This is a genomic window from Azospirillum formosense, from assembly GCF_013340925.1.
GTDB lineage: Bacteria > Pseudomonadota > Alphaproteobacteria > Azospirillales > Azospirillaceae > Azospirillum > Azospirillum formosense.
In genome coordinates, this window is sequence record NZ_WHOR01000129.1 from 1 (window position 1) to 15,373 (window position 15,373).

The 15,373-nt window shown below is 71.6% G+C and carries 15 protein-coding genes and 1 riboswitch; of the genes, 12 read left to right on the forward strand and 3 right to left on the reverse strand.

From position 1 onward, the window contains the following. From GBZ26_RS17020 to GBZ26_RS17030, 3 genes are all read left to right on the forward strand, one after another. The coding region (locus GBZ26_RS17020; RefSeq protein ID WP_174439845.1) for a response regulator at positions 1-1,073 on the forward strand (1,073 nt) is incomplete at its 5' end. Further along, positions 1,070-2,269, forward strand: coding sequence for a response regulator (locus GBZ26_RS17025; RefSeq protein ID WP_174439846.1), 1,200 nt, complete (start codon positions 1,070-1,072; stop codon positions 2,267-2,269). The genes GBZ26_RS17020 and GBZ26_RS17025, both read left to right, overlap by 4 nt. Before the next feature lie 84 nt (positions 2,270-2,353). Next, positions 2,354-3,208 carry an isocitrate lyase/PEP mutase family protein gene (locus GBZ26_RS17030; RefSeq protein ID WP_174439847.1) on the forward strand — a complete coding sequence of 285 codons (855 nt, stop codon included), beginning with the start codon at positions 2,354-2,356 and terminating at the stop codon, positions 3,206-3,208. Positions 3,209-3,259: 51 nt separating this feature from the next. Here the strand turns inward: GBZ26_RS17030 and GBZ26_RS17035 are convergent, their stop codons facing one another. The 3 genes from GBZ26_RS17035 to GBZ26_RS17045 all read right to left on the reverse strand — a co-directional run bounded on the left by GBZ26_RS17035 (position 3,260) and on the right by GBZ26_RS17045 (position 6,233). Beyond that, on the reverse strand, positions 3,260-4,510 hold the full coding sequence (locus GBZ26_RS17035) for an extracellular catalytic domain type 1 short-chain-length polyhydroxyalkanoate depolymerase (RefSeq protein WP_174439848.1): 1,251 nt from the start codon (positions 4,508-4,510) through the stop codon (positions 3,260-3,262). Between the two features lie 77 nt (positions 4,511-4,587). Beyond that, positions 4,588-5,007, reverse strand: a complete 420-nt coding sequence (locus GBZ26_RS17040) for a CopG family transcriptional regulator (protein WP_174439849.1) — start codon at positions 5,005-5,007, stop codon at positions 4,588-4,590. Between the two features lie 179 nt (positions 5,008-5,186). Continuing rightward, positions 5,187-6,233 carry a TerC family protein gene (locus GBZ26_RS17045; protein WP_174439850.1) on the reverse strand — a complete coding sequence of 349 codons (1,047 nt, stop codon included), beginning with the start codon at positions 6,231-6,233 and terminating at the stop codon, positions 5,187-5,189. 659 nt (positions 6,234-6,892) lie between these two features. Here GBZ26_RS17045 and GBZ26_RS17050 point away from each other — a divergent pair. From GBZ26_RS17050 to GBZ26_RS17090, 9 genes are all read left to right on the forward strand, one after another. Continuing rightward, entirely contained in the window at positions 6,893-7,351 is a 459-nt protein-coding gene (locus GBZ26_RS17050) for a hypothetical protein (protein ID WP_040133826.1), read from the forward strand. Between the two features lie 54 nt (positions 7,352-7,405). Continuing rightward, positions 7,406-7,624: riboswitch (cobalamin riboswitch) on the forward strand. A gap of 116 nt (positions 7,625-7,740) precedes the next feature. Beyond that, positions 7,741-9,669: a TonB-dependent receptor plug domain-containing protein gene (locus GBZ26_RS17055; protein WP_174439851.1), complete on the forward strand. Its 1,929-nt coding sequence runs from the start codon at positions 7,741-7,743 to the stop codon at positions 9,667-9,669. Next, positions 9,666-10,526, forward strand: coding sequence for an ABC transporter substrate-binding protein (locus GBZ26_RS17060; RefSeq protein ID WP_174439852.1), 861 nt, complete (start codon positions 9,666-9,668; stop codon positions 10,524-10,526). Before GBZ26_RS17055 ends, GBZ26_RS17060 begins: the two co-directional genes overlap by 4 nt. Next, complete coding sequence (locus GBZ26_RS17065; protein WP_174439853.1) at positions 10,523-11,530, forward strand: FecCD family ABC transporter permease; 1,008 nt, start codon at positions 10,523-10,525, stop codon at positions 11,528-11,530. Before GBZ26_RS17060 ends, GBZ26_RS17065 begins: the two co-directional genes overlap by 4 nt. Then, positions 11,530-12,330 carry an ABC transporter ATP-binding protein gene (locus tag GBZ26_RS17070; protein WP_174439854.1) on the forward strand — a complete coding sequence of 267 codons (801 nt, stop codon included), beginning with the start codon at positions 11,530-11,532 and terminating at the stop codon, positions 12,328-12,330. The genes GBZ26_RS17065 and GBZ26_RS17070 overlap by 1 nt, the downstream gene beginning before the upstream one ends. After that, on the forward strand, positions 12,330-13,043 hold the full coding sequence (locus GBZ26_RS17075; RefSeq protein WP_174439855.1) for a DUF6925 family protein: 714 nt from the start codon (positions 12,330-12,332) through the stop codon (positions 13,041-13,043). Before GBZ26_RS17070 ends, GBZ26_RS17075 begins: the two co-directional genes overlap by 1 nt. Positions 13,044-13,362: 319 nt before the next feature. Further along, positions 13,363-13,686 carry a DUF3649 domain-containing protein gene (locus GBZ26_RS17080; protein WP_174439856.1) on the forward strand — a complete coding sequence of 108 codons (324 nt, stop codon included), beginning with the start codon at positions 13,363-13,365 and terminating at the stop codon, positions 13,684-13,686. Next, entirely contained in the window at positions 13,683-15,290 is a 1,608-nt protein-coding gene (locus tag GBZ26_RS17085) for a PepSY-associated TM helix domain-containing protein (protein WP_174439857.1), read from the forward strand. The genes GBZ26_RS17080 and GBZ26_RS17085 overlap by 4 nt, the downstream gene beginning before the upstream one ends. Then, positions 15,287-15,373 (forward strand): DUF3325 family protein (locus GBZ26_RS17090; protein ID WP_174439858.1); only part of this gene is annotated, 87 nt, incomplete at its 3' end. The genes GBZ26_RS17085 and GBZ26_RS17090, both read left to right, overlap by 4 nt.

Consider the following 15,373-nt stretch of genomic DNA (forward strand, 5'->3'; position numbering starts at 1 on the left):
GCGCCCCCCGGCGCGGCCGGGGCGGCTGGGCCGCGCCGGCAACGCCCGTCACCCGCCCCGTCGCGCGGGAACTGCTGGAGGAGGCCGGGCTGGCCTTCCCCGCGGTCGGCGGGGGCGGGGAGGCGGTGCGGCTGGCGCTTGAGCCGGGGGCGGGCTACGCCGCGCTGCTGACCGACGTCCAGATGCCGGACATGGACGGCTTCGCGGTGGCGCGGGCGATCCGCCGCCAGTGCAGCCCCGACCGCCTGCCGATCATCGCCATGACCGCCCACGCCCTGGAGGAGGAGCGGCGGCGCTGTCTGGACGCGGGGATGGACGACCACATCGCCAAGCCGGTGGAGCCGCACCGCCTCGTCGCCGTGCTGAACCGCTGGCTGAAGCCGTTCGGGCGTCCGCGGACTCTGCCGGTCGCCAAGGCCGCGGAGATGGATGCCGGACTCCCCGACTCGCTGGAGGGGTTCGTCCTCGCCCCGGCGCTGGCGCGGATGAACGGGCGGGCAGGCACGTTGCGACGGACGATCCTCGACTTTCTCGACCGCTACGGCGACGCGCCGGTCCGGCTGGAGCATCTGCGCCGCGCGGGAGACGGGCCGGCGCTGGAGCGTTACGCCCATGGGCTGCGCGGCAGCGCCGGAACGGTCGGTGCGATGGCCGCCGGCGCCGCCGCCGCGGCGCTGGAGCTGGCGGCGCGCGAGGAGCGGTGGGAGGCGGTGCCGGGGCTCGTGGCCGACCTGTCGGCCGCCCTCGGTCCCGCGCTGGCCTCGGCGGAAACGCTGCGCGCCGCGGAGGTTGCCGTGGAGATCGCGCCGGAAATCCCGGCGGTTCCTCTCCTCGACCCGGACAAGCTGGATGAGGCGTTGCGCGCGCTGGAGGAGTCGTTGCGCAGCGGCAGCCTGTCGGCGGCGGCCCGCTTCGACGCTCTGCGCGGCCTGCTGGCCGGGCGCGGCCATGACGAGGCGGTGGACAAGGTGGGGCGGGCTGTGGAGGAGTTGGATTTCGCCGCCGCCCGCGCGGCGCTGGAACGGCTTACCGCCGCATGGACCAGGGAACGGGACCGGGAGACGACGCCGTGAGCGGTGGTCACATACTGATCGTCGATGACGACACGGCCAACATCCGCGCGCTCGCCAGCGTGCTGGAGGACCGGCACGAGGTGCGCTTCGCCACCTCCGGCCGCCGCGCGCTGGAGCTGGCCTCCGCCGACCCGCCGGAGCTGGTGCTGCTCGACGTGATGATGCCGGGGCTGGACGGCTACGCGGTGTGCCGCCTGCTGAAGACCGACCCGGCCACCGCCGACGTCCCGGTGATCTTCATCACCTCGCTGTCCAGCCCGGAGGAGGAGGCCTTCGGGCTGGAGACCGGCGCCGTCGATTACGTGACCAAGCCCTTCAGCCCGGCCATCGTGCGCGCCCGCGTCGCCACCCACCTGTCGCTGCGCCGGGCCAACCGCAGCCTGAAGGACGAGAACGAGCATCTGGAGGCGCTGGTCCGCGAGCGCACGCGCAAGCTGGCCCAGGCCCAGCGCGAGAAGATGGCGGCGCTGCGCCAGATGGTCGCCGGCGTGGCCCATGAGATCAACACGCCCATCGGCGTGGCGCTGGGCAGCGCGTCCCACCTCGGCGACCGCGTCGCCGCGATGACGGATCGGCTGGCCGCCAACCAGCTCCGCCGCGCCGAGCTGGAGCGCTTCCTGGCGAGCGCGGGCGAGCTGGCCGCTCTGTTGTCGAGCACCATCGCCCGCGCCGGGGAGATCGTGCGCTGCTTCAAGGGGGTGGCGGCGGACCATGGCGGGCTGCGCCAGGCCATCGCGCTGAAGCCCTTTCTGGAGCAGGTGACGGAAAGCCTGCGCCCGCAGTGGGAGCCGCCGGGGCACCGCATGGCGGTGGACTGCCCCGCCGACCTGCGCATGGTCAGCAACCCGGCGATCCTGTCCGCGATCCTGGAGCAGCTCGTCCGCAACGCGCTGGAGCACGCCTTTCCGGCGGGGCGGAGCGGGCTGGTGACGGTCGGGGCGGCCGCCTCCGGGCCGGACAAGATCCTGTTGTCGGTCGCCGATGACGGGGCTGGACTTGCCGACGGGACCGCCGGGCGCATCCTGGAGCCCTTCTTCACCACCCGCCGCGGCACCGGCTCGGTCGGGCTCGGCCTGAACATCGTGGACAATCTGGCGTCGGACCGGCTGGGTGGGTCCTTCACCATCGCCTCGCGCTCCGGGGGCGGCACCTTGGCGACCTTGCATCTGCCGGCCCGCACCCCGCCGGATTTGTGAGCGCCGGAACGGCGTTCCAGGGGGGCACCGTCGCGGGCTGCCGCGGATGTCCGCGCACTTGTCTCGCCCAGGAGGGACTCTGCCATGACCGACCACGGCCAAGCCCGCGCTGCCTTTGCCGACCTTCACCGGACCGGATGCTTTGTCATTCCCAATCCGTGGGACGTCGGAAGCGCTGCGATGCTGAAGCATCTCGGGTTTCGCGCCTTGGCCACCACCTCGGCGGGCTTCGCCTTCGCGCGGGGGCTTCCCGACGCCGATTGGGCGGTGCCGTGCGGCGACATGCTGGCCCACATCGCCGACATGGTCGGGGCTACCGACCTGCCGGTGAATGCCGATTTCGAGTCCGGCTATGCCCATGACTGCGAGGGTCTGGCCCGCAACGTGCGCCTCTGCGCCGACACCGGCGTGGCGGGACTGTCGATCGAGGACGCCACGGGCGACCCGGCGACGCCGCTGTACGACGTCCATCACGCCGTCGAGCGGGTGGCCGCGGCGGCGGAGGCGTTACGGGGAACCGGCGTTCTCCTGACCGCACGTTGCGAGTCCCTGCTGGTGGATCACCCGGCGGCCGTCGAGGAGGCGTTGCGCCGCTTGCCGGCCTACGCTGCCGCGGGCGCGGATGTCCTCTACGCGCCGGGTTTGCGGACCCCGGACGTCATCAAGGCGGCGGTCGACGCCGTCGATCCGAAGCCGCTCAACCTGCTGGTTTCCTCCCCGATCGGCCTGTCGGTGGAGCAGATCGCCGCCTTGGGCGTGCGGCGCATCAGCCTGGGCAGCGGGCTCAACCGCGCCGCCTGGGGCGGCTTCCTGCGGGCGGCCCGCATGCTGGCCGACCACGGGCGCTTCGACGCCCTCGGCGAGGCCGAACCGTTCGACGCGCTCAACGGCTTCTTCCGGGCGCTCGGCCGGCGGACGGATGGCCGACGAACGCCCTGAACGGCGGATCGCGGGCTTCCCGCGGACACGAGAAGCCCAGCCCGGCGGAAGTTACCGCCCGGACGTCCGGCTCCGCGGGGCATCGAGGAAGAAGCGCAGCATCTCCCGTGACGCGTCCGGCCCGCGTGGATCGGTGTAGGAACCGGCTGGGCTGCCTCCCGCCCAGGCGTGCCCGGCGCCCTGGATCGTCCATTGCTCGCACAGCGCAAGGCCGGAAGCGTCGGTGTGGACGCGGCGGCTGTAGCCATGACCGCCCGGCACCTGGCCATGCTCCACCGTCGTCCGCAGCCCCGCCGCGCTCGCCCCGGATTGGGCGATGACGTCGTCGCCGTTGCTGGGATGAACCGTGCTGTCCCGGTCGCCGTGAAAGACGATGGTCGGCACCGGGCGGGCGGACGGCCGCCTCACCGCGCCACCTCCCTGGCGCATGGCCGCGAAGGCGGAGGGAATGTCGTGGGCGGCGCCGTGGGGAAGGCCGGAATGCACCCCGACGGCGGCATAGAGGTCGGGATACGCCGCTCCCATGATGACCGCCGCCGCACCGCCGGCCGACAGGCCGGCGACGAACACGCGGTCGGCGTCGACGGCATGGTCGCTCATGACCTGCCTGGTGATGCCCGCGATCAGCGAGGGCTCGCCGTCGCCGCGCCTCTGGTCGGCGGGGTTGAACCAGTTCCAGCACCTCTGGGCGTTGGCCGAGGACGGCTGCTCCGGATAGGCGACCAGACAGCCATGCTCCTCCGCCAGCCGGTTCATGCGGGTGCCGGCGGCGAAGTCGTCCGGCGACTGGGTGCAGCCATGCAGCATCACCACCAGGGGAAGCGGCTGGCCGTCGCGACGGTTGGCCGGAACATACAGCTTGTAGGAGCGCGTTCCGGCCGCGTTGCCGTAGGACGCCGTCGTGAAGGAGGCGCCGTCCGGCAGCGGTTCGGCGGCCGGCCGGGCGAGGCCGCCCACCCCGAGATCGAGGCCCGCCGGCATGGCGCGGGCGGCGAGGCCGCGCAGGGTCTCGCCGAGGCCGGCGCGCGGTCCGGAATGGAACCGGCCGGCGAAGGCGCTGCCGGGCTTCCTATAGGCGTCGGCGGGTTTGAAGGCCGCGGCGCGGCGGGGCGGCGCATCCGGGATGTCCGCCGGGGCGTCCACCCGAAGCGGTTCGGCGTCGATGATGGTCGGGCCGGTGCCGGGAGGTGCCTCGGACTCCCCTCGCATCAGGCGTTGAAGGAGGGCGGTCGCCCCGGCGAGGTCGCCGGCACGGGTGAGGCGCAGCGCCTCGGCCATTCCGGCGGGGACACGGTCGGTCATGTCGGGAGCTTTCTGGGCTCGGACGGGGCAAGCGTGAAAGCCCTGTCCGTCGTCTTTCAGGAATGCGGCCTGCGCCTTCAGCGCATGCGGTCCGCAAGGGCCGCCTTGACGGCGCTGCTGGCGTGCAGCGCCCCCAGCACGGCGATCGAGGCGATGGTGGCGCGGGCGAGGTCCGGGGTGACGTCCGGGGCGATCGTGGCCAAGCCGAGGACACGGATGTCGAGCATCTCTCCGGCATCCCGCGCCGCTTCCAGATCGCCGCGGCTGTAGTGGCGCAGGCCGAGATCGACGCGTTTGCGCGTCACGGCCTGCCGCAAGGCGTCGCCATGGCGGTCGATCTGGTTGCGGATGGCGGTGCGGATGAGGTCGGTGCGGTTCGCGTAGAACCCTTCCTGCACCAGGAGATCGATGTGGCCGAGGTCGACATAGCCGAGATTGATCGTGATCTTCTCGCTGTCTCCAACCTTCGGCTTCTGATCGCGGGCGTTCTCAGACATCCTTTCACCATCCCATCACCATCCACTGGGATGGTAAATGGGGGTGATGGCGCGTCGATCAAGGGGGAGCGCCGTCATGGTGGCGCGCGGCTCACGACCGCAACGCCAAGCGGATGTCCCGGCTTCCTTTCCGGCGAGGGTGGGACCGATCCCCCGGACCGGCCCCCTCCCTGCACGCTTTACTGGCCCTTGCCGTCCGAAGGAACGGCGGCCGCCTCGCTGGAGGAGGCCGGGGTGGACCCGCCGGCACCCTTCGCCGGGCTGCCGGGCACCCACCAGCGGCGGGCCTCGTCGTCCGCGGCATCCGGGGCCGCCTCGCCACGGGTCTTCAGCATCGAGAAGACGATGGAGCCGCCGACCAGGAAGGCCGTGATGCCCAGCGCCAGCGCCGTCGGCATCTTGTAGATGTCGACCAACATCATCTTGGCGCCGACCACCACCAGAACCAGCGACAGGCCGTACTTCAGGTAATGGAAGCGGTGGATGATCGAGGCCAGCGCGAAGTAGAGGGCGCGCAGGCCGAGGATCGCGAAGACGTTGGAGGTCCAGACGATGAACGGGTCGGTGGTCACCGAGAAGACCGCCGGGATGGAGTCCACGGCGAAGACCAGATCGGTGAATTCGATCAGGATCAGAACGAGGAACAGCGGCGTCATCATCCGCACGCCGTCGCGTATCACGAAGAAGTTCTGCCCCTCGTAGCCGTCGGTCATGCGGAAGCGGGAGCGGACGAACTTGACGATCCGGTTGTTCTCCATGTCCGGCTCGTCGTCCACCGACATCAGCATCTTGATGCCGCTGAAGATCAGGAAGGCGCCGAAGATGTAGATGATCCAGTGGAATTCCTGGATCAGCGCCGTGCCCGCCACGATCAGCACGCCGCGCATCACCAGCGCGCCCAGGATGCCCCAGAACAGCACCCTGTGCTGGTACTGCGGAGGCACCGCGAAATGCGTGAAGATCAGCGCGATGACGAAGATGTTGTCGACGCTCAGGCTGTATTCGATCAGGTAGCCGGTCAGGAACTCCAGCCCCTTCTCGGAGCCCTGGAAATGAAAGACGCCGGCCGCGAAGATCATCGCCAGCGTGGAATAGGCCGCGCAGCGCATCAGCGCCTCACGGCCGGAGATCACATGGGATTTCTTGGAAAATACACCAAGATCAAAGGCCAAAAGCACGGCAACGAAGATGGCGAAGCCGGCCCACATTAAAACGATCTGGTCCATGGAACTGTCCCTTGCTTCATGCACTCCGCTCCCGCAAGCGGAGACTTCGATCGTCACATGAGCAGTCCGACATCACCGACGCGCCACGGCGGGGCGCATCGGCCAGAGGGGCCCGGACTGGAATCTCGGCCGCAAGGCCTGCGGCCAACGGAAAAGCACGCGCGACGGCTCGGCCGCGGCGCGTCAGGACACCCGCCTCCATCGTTCGCCGTGGAGACGTGGCGGTCGGTCAGGATGTTGGTTCGGTGCGGTCCATGTCGATGTCTCCCAAAGGCCCGTCGGGTGCCGTTGTCCGGCGGTGGACCTTGTGGGGAGCGGGACCCAGGGGGAAGGAAAGGGCCAGCTTCCGCAAGGCCGCGCCGAGGCGACGGCTCTATGGGAAGTCCGACATCACAGCGCCGGGCGACGCTGCCAGAGGGGCCCGGACCTCGACCGTCATGTAGTCAGGCCTCCGCGCGGCGACAAGAGGGGGGGCGCGCTCTTTACGGGCCGTGATCGGTGCGATAGCCGCAGGCAACGATACCGTCCGGTTGATCGCCCATGGGTTGCCGGCCTTCCGGCCGGAAGCCGACTTTGCGAATTCCGCATCGCCGATGGATGATTCCGCACCGGTGGGTTGTTCATAGCGATTGACGGTAATTCACGGCAGGACACCCACAATGATGCGGCGTTCCATTTTGCTCGGCTGCCTGCTGGCGGCCGGATTGGCCGGTTGCGGCCCACGTTTCGAGACGGTCGCAAGCTATTTTCCACCCGTCAGCGAGGCGGGAAAGCTCTGTGTCGCCCAGTGCAAGCAGGCACAGACGATCTGCCAATCCGCGAAGGAACTGGCCGTTCAGACCTGCCGGGCCGAGGCGACGACCCGCGCCCAGGGCGAATATCAGGCCTATCTCCGTTCCTTGCCCAAGGATGCGGACAAGAAGAAGATCAAGACGTTCAGCGATTTCGACCGGAACCCCAGCTGCTACAGCAACCTCACCTGCTCCTCCGATTACAACGATTGCTACAAATCCTGCGGCGGCCGGATCGAGGCGCAGACCTATTGCGTCGGCAATTGCAAGGAGATGAATCCCCCTATGCCGGATGGGTCCGCAGTCGGGCCGAGAACCACGCTCTGACAGCGGTCGGACGAGGGCGGGCCGATTGCGGCTTGACCGGAGCCGTTCCGCCCGCGTAGCTTCGCGCCCGACGGTTGCCCGAAAGGGCTGAAAATGGGAACACGGTGCGGACCCCGCGGCGATTGGCCGTGCGAGGGTTCTACGCCGGGGCTGCCCCCGCAACTGTAAGCGGCGAGTCGTCCATCGGAATGCCACTGGGATCGCGATCCTGGGAAGGCGATGGGCCGACGATAACCCGCGAGCCAGGAGACCTGCCGTCAGTCGTGGTCACACGCGAACACGTTCGGGCGGGGTGCACCGAAGGTCGTCGAACCGGGAGTCCGTTCGCGGAACGTCCGGTGGGGCTTCGTTCGCGGTGACGTGCCACCGGCGTCCCGCCCGAGGTCTCAATGAGTGTCCGCGTTCCCCGCCTTCACCGGACGGCGTCCTTCGCCGCCCTTCTGGGAAGCCTTGCCCTTCCCGTGTCGGCTATCCCCACGTCGGCCTTCGCCGATTCCCCCACCATCACGACGCTTCCGCCGGTCTCGGTGACCGCCAACCGCGTTCCCACCGCCGCCGAGGAAACCGGCAGCGCCCTGACCGTCATCACCCGCGAGGAGTTGGAGCAGCGCCAGACCCAGCTGCTGTCCGATGCGCTGCGTGAGGTTCCCGGCGTCGCGGTCAACCGCACCGGCCCGATGGGCACCCTGACCCAGCTCCGCATCCGCGGGTCGGAGGGCAACCAGACGCTCGTCCTGATCGACGGGATCGAGGTGAACGACCCGGCGTCCGGCTCCGAATACGACTTCGCCAACCTGCTGGCCGGCGACGTGGAGCGCGTCGAGGTGCTGCGCGGCCCGCAAAGCGCGCTCTACGGCTCCGACGCGGTCGGCGGCGTCATCAACATCGTGACCCGCCGCGGCGCCGGCGCCCCCCGGTTCCGCGCCGCCGTCGAGGGCGGGTCCTTCGGCACCGCCGCCGGGCGGGCCTCCTTCGGCACGGGGACCGACCGCTACGACCTGTTCCTCAGCGGCCAGGGCGTCACCAGCGACGGCCTGTCGGTTGCCGACAAGCGGCTCGGCAATCCGGAGAAGGACGGCTACCGCAACGGCACGCTGACCGGAAACGCCGCCGTCCGCCCGACCGAGCGCAGCGAGATCGCGGTGACCGGCCGCTACACCCGCTTCCGTGCCGACACCGACGGCTTCGTCGGCGGGCGCGGCGCCGTCGATGACGGGACCAGCACCGCCGGGGAGCAGTATTTCGGGCGCCTCCAGGGCAAGATCGCCCTTCTCGACGGGAAGTGGGAGCACATCGTCGGCCTGACCCATGGCCGCCAGCAGCGCGACTACCGCGACTCCGCCAAGACGGTGACCAGCCGCTACGACGGGCGCAAGACCAAGGCCGACTACCAGACCAACCTGACCCTGAACAGCGGCCCCGCCGACCATGTGCTGACCGCCGCCGTGGAGCGTGAGGAGGACAAGGCGATCAGCCGCAGCGCCTTCTCCAGCTTCGACCGCTCCATCGGCTCGACCGGGCTGGTGGGGCAGTACAAGCTGGGCCTGTTCGACCGGCTGACCCTGACTGGCAGCGTCCGCCACGACGAGAACGACCTGTTCCGCGACGCCACCACATGGCGCACCACGGCGGCCTATCTCATTGAAGAGAGCGGGACGAAGCTGCGCGCCTCCTACGGCACCGGCGTCAAGAATCCCACCCTGTTTGAGCTGTACGGCTACACCGCGACCTACGCCGGCAACCCGAACCTGAAGCCGGAGCGGGCGCGCGGCTGGGATGCCGGCTTCGATCAGGCGCTGTGGGGCACGCGGGCGTCGGTGGACGGCACATGGTTCGACCAGCGCATCCGCGACCTGATCACCGGCACCGGGCGGACCTCCGTCAACATGCCGGGCGACTCCCACATCCGCGGCTTCGAGCTTGGCCTGTCGGTGGAGCCGATCGACCGGCTGACCGTCCGCGGCTCCTACACCTGGACCGACGGCGAGGATTCCACGGGGGCGGAGCTGGTGCGCCGGCCCAAGCAGCTCGCCAGCCTGACCGTCAACCACCGCTTCCTGGAGGACCGGGCGAACGCCAATCTCGGCGTCGTGTACAACGGGCGGTCCAGCGACTGGGCCTACGATCCCTTCTACAACCGGCAGGTCGTGAATCTGGCTCCCTACACGCTGGTCAACATGGCCGGGTCCTACGCGCTGTCCGAAGGAGTCGAGGTCTTCGGGCGCGTGGAGAACCTGTTCGACCGCCGGTATCAGGAGGTCTGGACCTACGGCGCGCCGGGCCGGGCCGGCTATCTCGGGCTGCGGCTGTCGCTGTGAGGCCCATCCGTCTCGGGCTGGCCGCCGCCCTCCTGCTGATCGCGGGAGGGCCGGCGGCGGCGTGGGAGGCGCCGACCGCCACGCCGCCCGGCAAACCACAGCGCATCGTCTCCCTGAACCTCTGCGCCGACGAACTGCTGCTGCGGCTCGTCGGGCCGGAGCGCCTCGCCGCGGTGACGTGGCTGGCGCGCGACCCCGGCGCCTCCACCGTGGCGGAGCCGGCGGCGCGGGTGCCGGTCAATTACGGGACGGCGGAGGAGATCCTGCCGCTCAATCCCGACCTGATCGTCGCCGGGCGCTACACCACGCGGGTCGCGGTCGGGCTGCTGACGCGCCTGGACGCCCCGCTGCTGGAACTCGACGTCCCGCAGAGCGTGGCGGCGGTGGCGGAGCAGATCCGCGGCCTCGCCCGCGCCGTCGGCGAGCCGGAACGGGGGGAGGAACTGGTCGCCGATCTGCTCTCCCGCCTCGACGCCTTGCCCCCCGCGCCGCCGGGACCGCGGCCGACCGCGGTGGTGCTGCGCCCGAACGGCTTCGTCGCCGGGTCCGGGTCGCTGGTCGACGAACTCCTGACCCGCGCCGGGCTGGAGAACATGGCCGACCGCCTGCCGCTTGGCAGCCAGGGCGCCTTGCCGCTGGAGGCCATCATCCTGGGCGGCGCGGATGTGCTGATCGTCGACACGGCACCCGACGCGCCGCCGTCGTTGGCCGGCGCCCTGCTGCACCACCCGGCGCTGAGGGCAATAGGCCAGCAGGTCCGCACACTGTCGCTGCCCTCCCGCCTGTGGACCTGTCCCGGGCCGCAGATCGCCGAGGCCGCGGAACGGCTGGCCGCCGCGCGGGAGGCCGTGCCATGAGCCGGGACTCCCGCATCCCCTACGCCGTCCTGGTCGCCGGGCTGACGGCTCTGGCGCTGGGGCTCTGCGCGGTGTCGGCGGCGGTCGGCTATGTGCCGTTCGACCGGGGCGCCGCCCTGTCCGACTGGCTCGCCGGGCGCCCGACCCTGGGCGCGCTGGTGCTGGCCGAACTGCGCCTGCCGCGCGCCCTTCTCGGCCTGCTGGTCGGCTTCAGCCTGGGGCTGACCGGGGCGGCGATGCAGGGCTGGCTGCGCAACCCGCTGGCCGAGCCGGGGCTGCTCGGCGTATCGAGCGCCGCGGCGCTGGGGGCGGTGATCGTCTTCTACAGCGGCCTGTCCGCCGCGCTCGCGCTGGCCCTGCCGCTGGGCGGCATGGCCGGGGCCGCCGTCGCGGCGGTGCTGCTGAACCTGATGGCGGCGCGGGGGGCCAGCACCACCGTCCTGGTCATCGGCGGCATCGCCATCAACAGTCTTGCCGGGGCGCTGACCGCGCTGGCCCTCAACCTCGCCCCCAACCCCTACGCGGCGCTGGAGATCGTGTTCTGGCTGATGGGGTCGCTGGCCGACCGCGGCACCGACCAGCTCTGGCTCGTCCTGCCGCCGATGCTGGCGGGCTGGGCGCTCTGCCTCTCCGGCGCCCGCGCGCTCGACGCGCTGACCCTGGGGGAGGACGCGGCGCGCAGCCTGGGCTTCGACCTCACCGGGCTGCGCGTCCGGCTGATCGCCGGGGCGGCGCTGGCGGTGGGCAGCGCGGTGTCGGTCACCGGCGCCGTGGGCTTCGTCGGGCTGGTGGCGCCGCACCTGATGCGCCCGCTGGCCGGGGCGCGGCCCGGACGGCTGCTCCTGCTGGCGGGCCTCGCCGGGGCGTGCCTGACGCTCGCCGCCGACATCGCGGTCCGGCTGCTGCCGACGCGGCCGGAGCTGAAGCTGGGCGTGGTCACCGCCCTGATCGGCGCGCCTTTCCTGATCGTCCTGATCGCCCGGCTGCGGCGGGAGGAGGCGTGATGCGCATCGACACCCGCGGCCTCTCGGCCAAAGCCGGCGGACGCACCATCCTGACGGACGTCACTCTCGCCATCGAGCCCGGCGCCTTCATCGGGCTGATCGGCCCCAACGGCGCCGGCAAGACCACCTTGCTGCGCCTCCTCGCCGGCCTCGCCGAACCGGCGGCGGGCCGCGTCACCTTCGACGGACGGACCGCCGCGCAGACCGGGCGGCGGACGCTCGCCCGCGCCATCGCCTATCTGCCGCAGAGCGGCCCGGTGCATTGGCCGCTGCGCGCCGAGGCGCTGGTGATGCTGGGCCGTCTGCCCCACCGCGGCCCGCTGGGCGGGATCACCGCGGCGGACCACGCGGCGGTGGAGCGGGCACTGACCATCGCCGACGCCGCGCACCTGCGCGGGCGGATCGTCGGCACCCTGTCGGGGGGCGAGCGGATGCGCGTCCTGCTCGCCCGCGCCCTGGCGACCGAGGCGCCCATCCTGCTGGCCGATGAGCCGGTCGCCGCCCTCGACCCCGGCCATCAGCTCGCCTGCATGGCGCTGCTGCGCGACGCCGCCCGCCGGGGGAGCGGCGTGGTGGCGGTGCTCCACGACCTGACGCTGGCCGCCCGCTTCTGCGACCGGCTGATCCTGCTGTCGGACGGCGGCGTGCGGGCCGACGGGCCGCCCGGCCGGGTGCTGACCGACGAGACTCTGCGCAGCGCCTATGGCATCGCCGTCCACCGTGGCGAGGCCGGCGGCGAGCCCTTCCTGCTTCCCTGGCACGCCTTGCCATCCCCGACTTCCGCAATGGAGACGCCTTGATGAGCGACCTGACTTCCCTGCTGCGCGACGCGCTGAACGATCCGGCCACCGGCTGGAGCCTCGGCGCGTTCGGCGCCATCGCGGAGTTCATCCGCGACCCGGACGAACCCGTCGCCCTGCGCGATGACGGCCCGGAGCTGGAGGCGCGGACCGCCCGCGGCGGGCTGCGGCTGCACCCCACTCCGGCGATCCGCCCGGTGCCCTACCGGACGCGCAGCGGCGGCCTCGCCGTGGCCCTCTGCCTGCCCCGCCACGTCGGCGCCATGAACCGGCGCGGCGTGGTGACCGAGTTGGGCCCCGACCGCGAGGCCATCGCCGAGGCGGACCGCGGCGCCCGGCTGTTCGACCTTGGGCTGGGCGTCTTCCAGACCGACGTCTGCGTGCGCAGCGCCGACCCCGTCACCATCGCCCGCCTGCGCGCGGTCGTCGGGACGGAGCTTCTGGCGCCGGGCAACCCCTTGCCGCCCGACCTGCCGGCGCTCAGCCCCGACCGTGTCTTCATCGGCCCCTTCGGCCGGATCGAGGTCAGCCAGCCGATCCCGCCGCCCGACGGCCGCAGCCCGGAGGGTCCGCACACCCACGTGCTTCCGAAGCTGCTGGCCCATGGCCGGACCCACGCGGCGACCGTCCCGATCCCGGACGGCTGGGTGCCCAGCCTGTACCTGTCCCCACCCGCAGGGTCGCACGCCGCGTGGGAGGGACTGGGGCGCTGAATCCTTGTCCCCTCCCAACCTTCCCCCCGCGAAGCTCCACGCAATCCATGAACTTGCGCTGGGGGGCGCCGACAGCGGAGCAAGGTTGGGGTGGGGCGGCGTCGAATCGAGCTGACGCTCCACAGCAGCGTCGATGCGGGACATCCGGGCTCTTTCCTAAGAGAATGAGAGTCATTCGCAATTCTGTGGACGCCACGGCGTGTTTCCACGATGATGGCCGTCGAGCGTGACGCGGGGGCCGGATCGGACACCCGCTCGCCGCCGGAGCAACCCCGGGGCCACGCGGCGGATCGTCCTGAACGCGCAGGTGACCCCTTTGATGACGACTTTCCCTGACCGGCCAAGGCTCGGGCCGGATGGGCGACGGCGCCTGGACGTGGCGTCCCGCAGCCTCGCCGGGATCGGTGGCGGCTATGCGCTGGCGGCGGTGGCGGCGATGTTCCTGGCCCTGGCGCTTCCGATGCCGCGGGCGGAGGCGGTCTACGCCGCCACCATGCTGTCCTTCGCCATCCACGCCGGGGCCTTCCTCTGGGCCTTCTCCGTACGGTCGCGGCGGGTGTGGCCCGGCCTGCTGGCGCCGACGCTGCTGCTGGGCGGCGGAACCTGGCTGCTGCACGGCCTGCAATCGGGGGCGCCGTCATGAAGGACGGGTTCCGCCAGTCCATGGCGTGGCTGCACACTTGGTCGGGTCTTCTGCTCGGCTGGCTGCTGTTCGCCGTCTTCCTGACCGGCACCATCGCCTATTTCCGGCAGGAGGTGACGGTCTGGATGCAGCTGGAGCTTCACGGCTCCGTCCCCGACGCCGGGACCGCCGAGCGGGCGGTGGAGCGCATGGGCCAACTCGCCCCCGACGCGGCGCAATGGACCATCGCGCTGCCCGGCGAGCGGTCGCCCGCCGTGTCGGTTTCCTGGCGCCCGGTGGACGCCAAGCCGAACGACCGCGCCGCCCTGAAGCGCGCCACGCTCGACGCCGGGACCGGCGGGGTGCTGGAGCCGCGCGAGACGGCGGGCGGCAACTTTCTCTACCGCTTCCATTTCGAGCTGTACGGGATGCCGCGCGAGGTCGCGCGCTGGATCGTCGGCATCGCCACCATGGCGATGCTGGTCGCCATCGTCAGCGGGATCATCACCCACCGCCGCATCTTCAAGGACGTCTTCACCTTCCGGCCGGAGAAATCGGCGCTGCGCTCCTGGATGGACGGGCATGTGGCGGCGGCGGTGCTGGCGCTGCCCTTCCACCTGATGATCACCTATTCCGGGCTGCTGCTGTTCATGACGATGCTGATGCCCTGGGCGGTCGATCTCGCCTATGACGGCAACCGGCAGGCCTACTTCGCCGAAAGCGGCTTCCGCCGCGCGCCGCCCCCGCCGCGCCCGGCGCCGCAGGCCGCCCCACTGATTCCGGTGGCGCCGTTGCTCGCCGAGGCGGACCGGCGCTGGGCCGACCGTGGCGGCGTGGGAGGCCTGACCGTCACCAACCCAGGCCGCGCCAACGCCACCATCGAGCTGCGGCCGGCGGAGTCCGACTCCATCGGGCGCGGCGCCGCGACGGAACGGCTGCTGTTCGACGGGGTGACCGGACGGGCGCTGGAGGTCCCACCGGCGGACCCGCAGCCGGCGGCCATGGCGACCGGCAATTACCTGATGGGGCTGCATCTGGCGCGCTTCGCCGGACCGGGCATGCGCTGGCTGTTCTTCGTCTCCGGCGTCGCCGGGACGGTGATGGTGGGCAGCGGCCTGATCCTCTGGGTGGTCAAGCGGCGGTCGCAGCGCGGCAGGGCGGACGGTCCGGAGCCCTTCGGTCACCGGCTGGCCGACCGGCTGAACATCGGCGTGGTGGCGGGCCTGCCGCTGGCCGTCGCCGCCTATTTCTGGGCCAACCGTCTGCTGCCGGCGGGGCTGGAGGAGCGTGCGGGCTGGGAGATCGGGGTGTTCTTCCTGGCTTGGGCCGCCGCCCTGCTGCACGCCCCCCTGCGCCCGTCGCGGCGCGGCTGGGCGGAGCAGCTGTGGGCGGGAGCGGCGCTGTTCGCTCTGCTGCCCGTGCTGAACCTCGCCACCGCCGCCGGCCATCTGGGCAACAGCCTGCCGGCGGGGAACTGGCTGCTGGCCGGCTTCGACCTGACGGCGCTGGCGGTCGGGCTGCTGCTCGGCTTCGCCGCGCGCAAGGTCGGGCGGAACGCCTTTGCCCGCAAGGCGGCGCCGACCCCGGTCCTGACCGGCGGGGCGGTCGTCGAGGAGCTGACATGATCCTGTCGTCGCTGTGCGTCGCCTACGCGGGCTTGCTCGCCCTGGCGCTCGCCATGGACCGCCATCACGAGCAGGTCTTCGCC

What these genes read in the sequence shown, in the direction of transcription:
- GBZ26_RS17085 (WP_174439857.1), top strand. Translation starts at nt 13,683, where the DNA reads ATGAAGGACGGGTTCCGCCAGTCCATGGCGTGGCTGCACACTTGGTCG.
- GBZ26_RS17065 (WP_174439853.1), top strand. Translation starts at nt 10,523, where the DNA reads ATGAGCCGGGACTCCCGCATCCCCTACGCCGTCCTGGTCGCCGGGCTG.
- GBZ26_RS17075 (WP_174439855.1), top strand. Translation starts at nt 12,330, where the DNA reads ATGAGCGACCTGACTTCCCTGCTGCGCGACGCGCTGAACGATCCGGCC.
- GBZ26_RS17055 (WP_174439851.1), top strand. Translation starts at nt 7,741, where the DNA reads ATGAGTGTCCGCGTTCCCCGCCTTCACCGGACGGCGTCCTTCGCCGCC.
- GBZ26_RS17040 (WP_174439849.1), bottom strand. Translation starts at nt 5,007, where the DNA reads ATGTCTGAGAACGCCCGCGATCAGAAGCCGAAGGTTGGAGACAGCGAG.
- GBZ26_RS17080 (WP_174439856.1), top strand. Translation starts at nt 13,363, where the DNA reads ATGACGACTTTCCCTGACCGGCCAAGGCTCGGGCCGGATGGGCGACGG.
- GBZ26_RS17035 (WP_174439848.1), bottom strand. Translation starts at nt 4,510, where the DNA reads ATGACCGACCGTGTCCCCGCCGGAATGGCCGAGGCGCTGCGCCTCACC.
- GBZ26_RS17030 (WP_174439847.1), top strand. Translation starts at nt 2,354, where the DNA reads ATGACCGACCACGGCCAAGCCCGCGCTGCCTTTGCCGACCTTCACCGG.
- GBZ26_RS17070 (WP_174439854.1), top strand. Translation starts at nt 11,530, where the DNA reads ATGCGCATCGACACCCGCGGCCTCTCGGCCAAAGCCGGCGGACGCACC.
- GBZ26_RS17050 (WP_040133826.1), top strand. Translation starts at nt 6,893, where the DNA reads ATGATGCGGCGTTCCATTTTGCTCGGCTGCCTGCTGGCGGCCGGATTG.
- GBZ26_RS17045 (WP_174439850.1), bottom strand. Translation starts at nt 6,233, where the DNA reads ATGGACCAGATCGTTTTAATGTGGGCCGGCTTCGCCATCTTCGTTGCC.